Consider the following 11,553-nt stretch of genomic DNA (forward strand, 5'->3'; position numbering starts at 1 on the left):
TACTGTAACAAAAAATACTATTAACAGTCTACTTACTTTAAATGATAAACGTTTGTTAAATTTACACAATACATAGTACTTTGTATTGCATAATAATAAAAAGCGAATATCTTTGCATCATCAATCAAAAATCAATCAACATGAAAATCAAAGCTACTCTACTGTTGCTTTTGTGTACTATCACTTTTTCTTTTGCACAAACTGCAACCGTTAACGGAAAAGTTATAGACAAATCCAACAATTCTTCTATCCCCTACGCTACCATTGTAATAAAAATGGGAGACAAAGTTATCACAGGCGGAATTACCGATGAAAAAGGTGAATTTACTATCGATAAAATTGCCTATGGAAATTATGATTTTGAAGCACAATTTATCGGCTATAAATCACATTCTTCAAAAATAAACGTAACATCTAAAAATTTGAATGTTGGTACCATTTATTTATCTGAAGATGCTATGTCGCTTGCAGAAGTTGAAGTTGTAGGCGAACGCACAACAATTGAACAAAAAATCGATCGAAAAGTGGTAAACGTTGGTCCCGACTTAATTAATGCCGGGCCGACTGCATCCGATATTTTAAATAACATTCCATCTGTGAGTGTTGATTCTCAAAACAATACTGTAACCTTACGCGGAAATCCGAATGTACAGATTTTTATCGACGGAAAGCCTTCGCAGTTATCGGCTTCACAAGCGTTGCAACAGATTCCTTCTACTTCGATTAAGCAAATTGAATTGATTACGAATCCTTCGGCTAAATATAATCCGGAAGGAATGAGTGGAATTATCAATATTATTTTAAAGAAAAATTCAAATTTAGGTTTTAACGGAAGTATCAATGCCGGAACAAATTTTGGTGTAACGCCAAAAGCAAATGTCTCTTTGGATTTGAATTACAGAGTAAACAAATTTAATTTTTATACTACGTATTCACTTAATCATGGAAAATGGAACAACAAAGGTTTTATAAATACAACCGATGCTCTAGACGCTGATAATTCCAATCGTTCTGAATTTGTGATTAACAATTTCAACAAAAATCATTTTGTAAAAGCCGGGGTTGATTTTTATTTGAATGAAAAAAACACAATTTCGTTCTTCACTAATCAAAATATGAATAATTCTGAAGGAGATTTTTATAACAGAATTGACTACTTCTCAGGAGTTAATCCAACCATTGTTCAAAACAATATTGCATTAAATGAAAGCAGAAATCAAGTGTATAATTTAGGTTATAAATATGAATTTGAAAAACCTCAAAAAACATTTGACGTAGAAATTAACTATAACCGCAACGACAGACCGGAAGACAGTGTGTTTTTGGATGGCAACAATAATCTATTACAAACAAACCAAATTGAAACGTTGGGTGAAAATGTGATTGTGAATCTTGATTTTGTTAATCCGCTTGACGAGAAAACCAAATTAGAATTAGGTTTAGAAAGTCGTTTTGACGGAACAGACAATACTTTTGACCGCGATTACGCCTATTTCTCCGATTTTGATTATAAAAGAAATATTCAAAGTGCCTATGCCAATTACGGAAAACAATTGGACAAATGGAGTTATCAAGTGGGTATGCGTTTAGAAAGTTTTCAGGTTGAAGCCAATTTTAGAAGAGTAGATGAAAATCCGGGACAATTTAAAGATGATATTTTAACGGTATATCCTTCTGCTTTTTTATCGTATGTCCCAACAGAAAAAAACACGTTTAATTTGAGTTATTCCAGAAGAGTTGATCGCCCTAATTTAGGTCAAGTGAACCCAATTAGAAATTGGAGTAGCCCAACAATTGATCAGGAAGGAAATCCAAATTTAGAACCTCAATTTACTAATTCTATGGAGTTGAATTATACTAGAACTACGAAAATTGGAGCCATTACATCGGGAGTATTTTTTAGATATATTAATGACCCAATTAATCAGGTATTCATTCAAAGTCCGTATGATGAAAACAAAAAGTTAATGACTTTTGACAACTTTGAAAGCACAACAGAATACGGTATTGAAGCTTCCGGAAATTTGAATCTAAAAAAATGGTGGAGTGTGAATTATGGTGCTGATGTTTATTTTAGAAATGCAACCGGTGTGGTAGAAGATGTAAATCAAAATCTAGTTGAAAAAACGGTTTTGTCTACTCCGTTTAATGCCCGAATGAATCACACTTTTAAAGCGAATAAAAAATTAACCTTTACTTGGTTTGCTATGTATAGAGGTGGTGTAGAAGACATCCAGTTTAGCAACAAAGTGATGTGGAAAACCGATGTAGCAGCTCGCTATTCTATTTTGAAAGACCAAGGTTCAATCAGTATTCGTGTAAATGACATTTTTAACACGATGAGAGCACGTTTTTATGGTGAAAATCCAGACGTAACTACCGGACAATTTAGATGGGAAAGCCGAATGGTTAACGTGAACTTTAATTACCGTTTTGGCTCAGGAAAAAACAGAGCGTTGCAACGCAAACAACGTGACCAAAACGAAACCCAAGGTGGCGGAATATTTTAAAAATTGGTTCTTTATATATTGCTTTAGTTAATCAGCAAACCCGAAGTAGAAGTACTTCGGGTTTTGTGTTTTAGAAAAAATGAATTAAACTTTTCAATTGTAATTTCTAACGAAATGATTGATTGTGCCCAACCCTACCCCAGATTGTAACGGAAAGCATTTTGGGCAAAAAAACTAGAATTCTTAAAGCAAAAAAGCGACCAGAGGAAGCTCTTTTTGGTTTGTTGAATTCTTTTTTTTTGCCCAAAATCTTGAAGTGGAAAGCTGGAAAAAGGTTCAAAAAATTACCATCGGATAATCACGCTTCCCCAAGTGAAACCACTACCAAATGCGGCCAACACAACCAAATCTCCCGATTTTATTTTGCCTTGTTCCCACGCTTCGGTTAAGGCTATTGGAATGGAAGCAGCTGTGGTGTTTCCGTATTTTTGAATGTTGTTATACACTTGATCGTCTGATAATTTGAATTTTTGCTGAATAAATTGGGAAATACGCAAATTTGCTTGATGCGGAATCAGCATGTTGATATCGGAAACGTTGAGATTGTTGGCTTGCAATCCTTCGTTAATTACCTCGCTAAAGCGAACAACTGCGTTTTTAAACACAAATTGTCCGTTCATGTGCGGGAAGAAACTTTCGTCGTTTGGGTCGTTGTCTTTAATAATGTCGGTCACCCATCGTTTGCCCATTCCGGGTGCGATAACGGCGAGTTCTTCGGCATGTTGACCTTCGGAATGAAGATGTGTAGAGAGAATTCCTTTGGTTGTATCTTCTTCACGAGAAACCACAGCTGCACCGGCACCATCGCCAAAAATTACTGAAACTCCCCTACCTCTTGTTGTCATGTCTAAACCATACGAATGTAACTCGGAACCAATTATTAGAATGTTTTTATACATGCCGGTTTTAATGTATTGATCGGCAATGGAAAGTGCGTACACAAATCCGGAACATTGGTTTCTGATGTCTAACGCTCCAACGGTTCGAAGCCCTAATTCTTTTTGAACCAACACGCCGGGACCAGGAAAATAATAATCGGGACTCAACGTAGCAAAAACAACAAAATCTATCTCATCGTTCGATAATCCCGAACGTTCAATGGCAATTTTGGCGGCTTTTACACCCATTGTTGTGGTGGTGTTTCCGTCTCCTTTTTCTACATGTCGTCGTTCTTTTATTCCGGTTCGCTCCTGAATCCATTCGTCATTTGTTTCAATAATCTTAGACAAATCGTCATTTGTTACCACATTTTCAGGAACATAAAATCCTAATCCGGTTATTTTTGAATGATACATAGTATGCTGTTTTAATAAAATTAGTCTAACAAATTTAGCAATCTTTTAAAAATAGCCGTCATTGTTAACGTTTTTTTTATAAGTTGACAAAAAACGACACTACAAATTTGGCACTATTGTTGAGAAGGTATTTTCAAAATTAGCGTTTTGTTAAGACTCTTTTTTTATTAAAACAGTATATTTGGACTATGAAAGTACTCTTTTCCATCCTCTCAGTTTTATGTTTTTCCCTTACGGGAATGGCACAATTTGACACGGGCGGAAAATCAATTTCACCTAGTGGAAATTTTGGCATTACTCCGAGTACTTCCGGAACTTCTATCTTTTCTCCAAAAGAGAAAGAAGATAAAAAATCAGATTTATATTCTGCACCGCTTCGAAAAGAGAAACAAATTGATTTGACCAAAAATTACGGATTTATTAAACCGGAGCATAAACTTCAACCCAATTTGAATGGCGAAAATGAAATGATGGAAGAATACAAACGCGGAAAACATTTTGGAAGTTTTATCAGTAAATCAAAGTATGTCAAAGTTTTATGTCGAGATCATCAAGCCATTGATGGAGACCGCGTGAGCATTATTTTGAATGATAAAGTGGTGGAAGCCAATATTTTTCTTGACGGAGAGTTTTCTGTTTTTTACATTGAATTAGCTCCCGGATTCAATAATTTAGAATTTGTGGCTTTGAATCAAGGTGCTTCCGGTCCGAACACAGCTCAATTTGCTGTTTTGGATGAATTTGATGCGACCATCATGTCAAATATTTGGAATTTAGCCACCGGAGCAAAAGCTACGATGAGTATTTTTAGAGAATAATTCTCAACCAACCTCTTTCCTTTTCATTATTTTAACAGATTTTTTAGAAGTTTGATTTTTATAAGTCTTATTTTAGAGCCTCAATAAATCAATCAAAAACTTTATGAAAATCAAATTACTATTACTTTTATGTGTGGGCTATTTTGCTTCGGCCCAAGAAAATTTATCGTTTCAAAAGCCACCCAAAGAAATTTTGGAATTGGCCGATTACGAAAGAGCTCCATCGGTAAACATGGACAGCAAAAAAGAATATATGCTGTTATCTTATCGAAGTACTTACAAAACCTTAGACGATTTGAATCAGGAAGAAATGCGATTGGGCGGACTTCGGATTAATCCGGTGACCAACATTTCCAGCACGGTTACGTACATCACTAATTTAAAAGTTAGAAAAGTTTCCGAAAAAAATGAAGTGCAAGTTAAAGGATTACCTGAAAATCCAAGAATTAGCAATTTGGGCATGTCGCCTAATGAAAAGAAACTTTCTTTTTCACACACCACAAACACTGGTGTAGAACTTTGGGTTTTGGATATAGCAACAGCTCAAGCTACAAAATTAACTGATGCTACGGTGAATGCCAATATGGGAAATCCGTTTAGTTGGTTTGCCGATAATCAAACTATTTTGGTTAGAATGTTGGTAAAAAACCGTCCGGCATTAATCGATTTAAAGAAAGATTTGCCTACCGGACCAATTGTATCAACTGGTGATGGAAGTGTTTCGCAAAACAGAACATATCAAGATTTATTGAAAAATCCGTTGGACGAACAAAACTTTGAAACGTTAATCACTTCAGAATTATATAAAGTTACTTTAGACGGAAAAGCAGAATTGTTTAAAAAAGCAGATATGTATGCCGGAGAAAGCATTTCGCCTGATGGTAATTATGTGATGATTTCAACCATTCAGAAACCATTTTCATATATAGTTCCGTTGAGTCGTTTTCCTCAGAAATCTGTTGTGTATGACAAATCCGGAAAAGAAGTAAAAGTGGTGAACGAAGTTCCGTTGACAGAAATTATGCCAAAAGGTTTTTCTTCTGTTAGAAAAGGAAAAAGAAGTATGGGATGGAGAAGTGACAAGCCTTCTACCCTATCATTTGTTGAAGCGTTAGACGAAGGAGATCAAGCGAACAAAGTTGACTTTAGAGATGAAGTGTTTTTATGGGATGCTCCTTTTACCTCTAACCCAACTTCTTTGGTAAAAACACAACAGCGTTATGCCGGAATTACTTGGGGGAATGACAATACTGCCATTGTGATGGATCAATGGTATGACACGCGAAATATGAAAACCTATATCATCAATCCATCTAATCCTGCTCAGGCTCCAAAGGTGATTTCGGACAGAAATTACCAAGATATTTATTCTGATCCGGGGAATTTTGAAACCAAGAAAAACCAATATGGCAAATTTGTTTTGACTTTGGATAATGATAAAGCGTATTTGGTTGGTGATGGATTCACAAAAGAAGGACAATTTCCGTTTATTGATGAATTTAATTTAAGCACGTTAAAAACCAAGCGTTTATATCAATCGACTTATAAAGACAAAAAAGAAGATATCATGTCTGTGGAAGATGTGAAAAAAGGTGAAGCTTTAGTGATGATTCAGTCTAAAAATGAATATCCGAATTATTACTACAGAAATTTTAAATCAAAAGGAAAACTAACGCAATTAACCAATTTTAAAAATCCGTTTGAGAGTATTGAAAATGTGCACAAAGAAGTGATTAAATACAAACGTAAAGACGGTGTTGAATTATCGGGAACACTATATCTTCCTGTTGGTTATGATAAAACTAAGAAAGAGAAAAAACCACTTTTAATTTGGGCTTATCCTGCTGAATACAAAGACAAAAACTCAGCCGGTCAAAGCGATAAAAACCCGAATGAATTTACGTTTCCCTATTACGGTTCGTTTGTCTATTGGGTAACGCGTGGATATGTGGTTTTGGATGATGCTTCTTTCCCAATAATTGGTGAAGGAACTACTGAACCAAACGACACATTTATTGAACAATTGGTTGCCAATGCCGAAGCTGCCATTGATGCTGTGGATAAATTAGGGTATATCGACAGAAAAAAAGTAGCAGTTGGCGGACATTCCTACGGTGCGTTTATGACAGCCAATTTATTGACGCATTCTAACTTATTTGCTTGCGGAATTGCAAGAAGCGGAGCGTATAACAGAACTTTAACTCCATTTGGATTTCAAAGCGAGCAACGCAATTATTGGGATGTTCCTGAAGTATATAACACCATGTCACCTTTTATGAATGCTCACAAAATGAAAACGCCAATGTTGTTAACACACGGTGAAGCAGATAACAATCCAGGCACATTTACTTTGCAAACCGAACGTTATTTCCAAGCATTAAAAAACTTAGGTGCTCCGGTTAGAATGGTAATTTTACCAAAAGAAAGCCACGGTTATGTAGCCAAAGACAATATTTTGCATTTATTGTGGGAACAAGATCAGTTTTTGGAAAAGTATTTGAAGTAGATTGAGAATTGTTTCAGGTTTCAGGTTTCAGGTTGAAAAACCGTTGATAATAACTTGAAACTTGAAACCTGAAACTTTTTTTTAGCACAATTCCCTAGCCCGGATAATAGCGGAAAGCCTTTTGCAGTAAACGACTATTTTTTGTTAAAGTCCAAAAGCGACCAACGGAAGCTCTTTGGGCTTTTTACAAAAAAAGGAGTGCACAAAAAAGCTTGCAGCGGATAGCCGGAATAGCTTCTAATAAAGATAAACAACAACCCTGAAGTTGAAAAATTTCAGGGTTTATTTTTGGGATAAAAACAAAACTGTTTTGGGCTCTAGGTGATTTTTATTTTCGAAGAATAGAATTCCTTCGGGATAATGAGCTTCTATCAAGTAATTGCTTCCTCGGAAATATGCGTTGAAAACAGTAACTTCTAAATTGGAATTCTCAACTATTTTTAATTGATGAGGATATAATAATTGAGTCTCTTTTTGATTAAAATAAAACCCAGGTATTTCGTTTACATCGCCAAAAAGTGAAGCTACATATTTTGAATTTGGTGAATTATACAATTCTTTTGGTGAATTTTCTGCTACTATTTTTCCGTTTTGCATAACTACTACTTCATCGGCAAAAGAAAGTACATCGGTACTGTCATGAGTGGCGACTAAAGTGGTTATATTTTTACTTTTTAAGTAAGCAAACAATTTTCTGCGTAAGCTGTTTTTTCTAAAATTATCGATGTGGCTAAAGGGTTCATCGAGCAATAAAACTTCCGGTTCTAGTGCTAAAACTCTTGCTAAAGCAACACGCTGCATTTGTCCGCCACTTAAATATTTTGCTTTGATGTTAGCAAATTCGGTCATTTCAACGATTTCGAGTAATTCGGCAATGCGTTCTTTTTTTAGTTCTGGATAAAAATTGGAAAGGTATTTCCCAACGTTTTCTGCCACGGTGATAAACGGCATCAAATCGAAATCTTGTGCCAAATATTTCATAAATGGCATTCCGGGAATGAGGTGAAATTTAGGACCAAGTATTTCTTGATTATTCCAAAAAATTTGTCCTTTTTCTAAATCATACAAGCCATAAATGAGTTTTAAAAGGGTGCTTTTCCCGCAACCGCTTTCACCTATTACAGCCAAGTTTTTACCTTTTTGAAGTGAAAAATTGACTTGATTGATGTCTTCGTTTTTATCGTATGAGAATGAAATTTGAGTGACTTTTAACATAAACAGGAATTACTAACAAATTTAAACTAAGTTATTCGTTTAAGTGAATTTTTATGAAAAAAAGAAGGTCAATTTGCACTTATTTATTTTCAAGCAATTCATCTTTCCTAACATTTTAATAAATTAATAAAATAATAAAACCATAACTTCATTTTTATCATCTTTTTATTAAAAAAATTGATGAAAATAGATTTATTAAAACAACAATCAAAATGCTTATTTATTACAAAAAGTATAATTTTTTACCTTATTAATTACAGATTAGGTAATATCTTACTATTTAAAAAAAAGAAAAAGACTACATTCACCAATACATCAACACAACATTCGCTAAAAACTGCAATTTTGAATAGTGAGAAACAATATAATTAACCATTTCTCTGAAGCCTTGAAATACAGCTATTACGACGGATTTCGATTCTACGAAAACGTTTTAATTGGTTGTATAGTTTTTGTACAGTTACATAAAAATGATTGTAAATAATATAAAATTAAATTTGAGTGTCAAAAAATCAATTTAAAATGAAAAAATTTACTTTACTTATTATGTTATTCTTATCGATGATAGGAATTTCTCAGAACTTACTCACCAACGGTGATTTTGAAAATGGCACAACAGGTTGGGTGTTTGGTCCTCCTGGAGTAGTTGCTTCCGGAGAAGCTTTCTACAGCACGGCAAATGCTGGTGGAGATCCTTGGGGAACTGAGCTAAAACAAACAAACTTGTCATTTACAGGAGCCGCTTCATACACGCTGACTTTTAAAGCTCGTGCGGCTGCAAACAGAACCATGTCTGTTAATATTCAAAATACAGGTATTTGGAATGATCAATTCAGAAATAATGCCGTTGCTTTAACCACTACAATGACAACTTACAGTTATACTTTTAATGCCACATCAACTAATAACAATGCTCAACTTAATTTCCATATGGCTAATATGGGAGTTAACACAACAGCGGCTGTTTATATTGATGATGTTGAAATTGTTGAAAACGAAGGTCCAGGTGGAGATATTCCACCAGCACAACCTGTTGGATTTGTTGCAAACACTCCAACTTCTTCTAGCGTATTTATGGCTGTAGGCCCAAATAATGTTGGTGGCGAAATAGAATACCGATTATTTTATTCACCAACAGCAACCGCTCCGGCAAATCCGTTGACTGCCTCTCAATATATTTTTGGGAGCACACCGGGTGACGGAAATGGTTTTAGTGCTTTTGGATTTACGTTATCCGGATTGGATTCGTCAACAAATTACACGTTTTGGTTGTATCAATATAATTCAACTACCGGATTATATTCCGCTCCAAATTCAGTAACAGCAACAACTACATCTGCAACGAATGTACCACAACCTGTTGGATTTGTTGCAATTAATCCAACTTCAACGTCTATGCTTTTGGCAGTTGGACCAAATAATGTTGGTGGAAATATAGTTTATAGATTGTTTTATTCACCAACAGCAACCGCACCGGCAAATCCATTAACTGCCACAGAATATATTTTTGGATCTACACCCGGTGATGGTAACGGAACCGCTGCATTTGGATTTAATTTATCCGGACTTAGTTCATCAACGAACTATACCTTTTGGTTGTATCAATATAACACGGTAAGTATGGTTTACTCGACTCCGGGTACGTCAACAAATACTACATTATTTGCTCCAGCTCCTTTGGTGCCTCCAACAACCAACGCACCTGTTCCAACTCGTAATTCTGCTAATGTTGTTTCTATCTACAGTGATAGTTATAGCGATATTACAACGAATTATGATCCATTTTGGGGACAATCAGGACATAATTTAGTTAACCCTAATTTTGTTGCTGTTTCTGGCTCTGGAAATAATATTTTACACTATGCGAATTTTAATTATCAAGGAACAGAAGTTACCGCAACCGATTTATCTGCAATGGAATTTTTGCATGTTGATCTTTGGACAAATGCTGCTACTTCTAATGCAATAATTCAAGTAAGCCCAATTAACGCAGGCTCTGGACCTGGTGAAGTTTTAGTAACAATCAATCACGTTCAAGGACAATGGGTTAGTGTAGATATTCCTAAAAGTGCTTTTGGCGGTATGACATGGGATAATGTTGTTCAAATGAAATTTGCTGCCAATGGTGCAGGAAGTACAACTCCAATTGATATCTATCTGGACAATGTTTACTTTTGGAATAATCCAGGTGTGAGTACAGATGCAACTTTAAGTGATCTACAAGTAGATTTTATTCCAGTTGATGGTTTTAATCCGTCTCAACTTACGTATACCTATAACATACCATTTGGTACAACTGAAATACCACAAATAACATCTGCAACACCAAATAGTGGTGCTGCTTCAACAGTGATTACTCAAGCAACAGCTTTACCCGGTAGTGCAACTGTTGTTGTTACAGCAGAAGATACATCTGTACAACAAACCTATACTGTTAATTTTTCATTTCCACCTCCACCTGCGCAACCTGTTGGTCTTGTGGCAATGAACCCAACACCATCAAGTGCATTTTTAGCTGTTGGTCCAAATAATGTAAATGGAACTATCGTTTATAGATTGTTTTACTCACCAACTGCAACAGCTCCTGCAAATCCAACAACTGCATCGGAATATAATTTTGGTGATACACCAGGCGATGGAGGCGGAGTAAGTGCTTTTGGATTTGTTCTTAGTGGACTTACATCAAGTACAAACTACACATTTTGGTTATATCAATTTAACACAGAAACAAATCAATTTTCTTCACCTGCTAGTGTTTCATTAACAACTTTATGTATGCCATTAGATTGGTACATTGATGCTGATGGAGATGGATTTGGTGTTGATTCAACATTAGTTAGTAACTGTAATTCTCCTGGTGCAACATACGTATTAGTAGGCGGTGATTGTAATGATAATGATGATACTATCTATCCTGGAGCCACAGAAATCTGTTATGATGGCATTCTTCAAAACTGTAATGGTAATTTAGACGACGGATGTCCTGTTGTTTTAGCTCAATTGCGTACAAATAATTGCGGAGCAACACTAACAGCTATTAATGAGGTATTACGTGGTGATTTAGTATCACCAAGTGTTCCAAATGGGGTTGCTAGAACAGGTTACCGTTTTAGATTAACTAATACGTTAACTAATGAGTTCCGTGAAGTAGAAACGTCAAACTATGTGTTCCAAATTTCTAGTACAGACATTGCAGAATATGCTACTGT

Annotated in this window: 6 protein-coding genes; 4 read left to right on the forward strand and 2 right to left on the reverse strand. The window is 35.3% G+C overall.

Annotated elements, in window-relative coordinates:
* Positions 1–140: 140 nt before the first annotated feature.
* A complete protein-coding gene (locus tag AC23MC_RS14055; protein WP_487568981.1) occupies positions 141–2,510 on the forward strand; it encodes a TonB-dependent receptor in 2,370 nt (789 codons plus the stop codon).
* A gap of 284 nt (positions 2,511–2,794) precedes the next feature.
* On the opposite strand, the gene AC23MC_RS14060 is transcribed toward AC23MC_RS14055, so the two are convergent.
* Complete coding sequence (locus AC23MC_RS14060) at positions 2,795–3,805, reverse strand: 3-oxoacyl-ACP synthase III family protein (RefSeq protein ID WP_487568982.1); 1,011 nt, start codon at positions 3,803–3,805, stop codon at positions 2,795–2,797.
* A 188-nt stretch (positions 3,806–3,993) separates the two neighbouring features.
* On the opposite strand from AC23MC_RS14060, the gene AC23MC_RS14065 reads away from it, so the two are divergent.
* Both AC23MC_RS14065 and AC23MC_RS14070 read left to right on the forward strand, forming a co-directional pair.
* Positions 3,994–4,623 carry a hypothetical protein gene (locus AC23MC_RS14065; RefSeq protein WP_487568983.1) on the forward strand — a complete coding sequence of 210 codons (630 nt, stop codon included), beginning with the start codon at positions 3,994–3,996 and terminating at the stop codon, positions 4,621–4,623.
* Between the two features lie 103 nt (positions 4,624–4,726).
* Entirely contained in the window at positions 4,727–7,129 is a 2,403-nt protein-coding gene (locus tag AC23MC_RS14070) for an alpha/beta hydrolase family protein (RefSeq protein ID WP_487568984.1), read from the forward strand.
* Between the two features lie 282 nt (positions 7,130–7,411).
* On the opposite strand, the gene AC23MC_RS14075 is transcribed toward AC23MC_RS14070, so the two are convergent.
* Entirely contained in the window at positions 7,412–8,344 is a 933-nt protein-coding gene (locus tag AC23MC_RS14075; RefSeq protein WP_487568985.1) for an ABC transporter ATP-binding protein, read from the reverse strand.
* 522 nt (positions 8,345–8,866) lie between these two features.
* Here AC23MC_RS14075 and AC23MC_RS14080 point away from each other — a divergent pair.
* A partial coding sequence (locus AC23MC_RS14080; protein ID WP_487570650.1) for a carbohydrate binding domain-containing protein occupies positions 8,867–11,553 on the forward strand: 2,687 nt, incomplete at its 3' end.

It is taken from the genome of Flavobacterium sp. T50_26, from assembly GCF_057652995.1.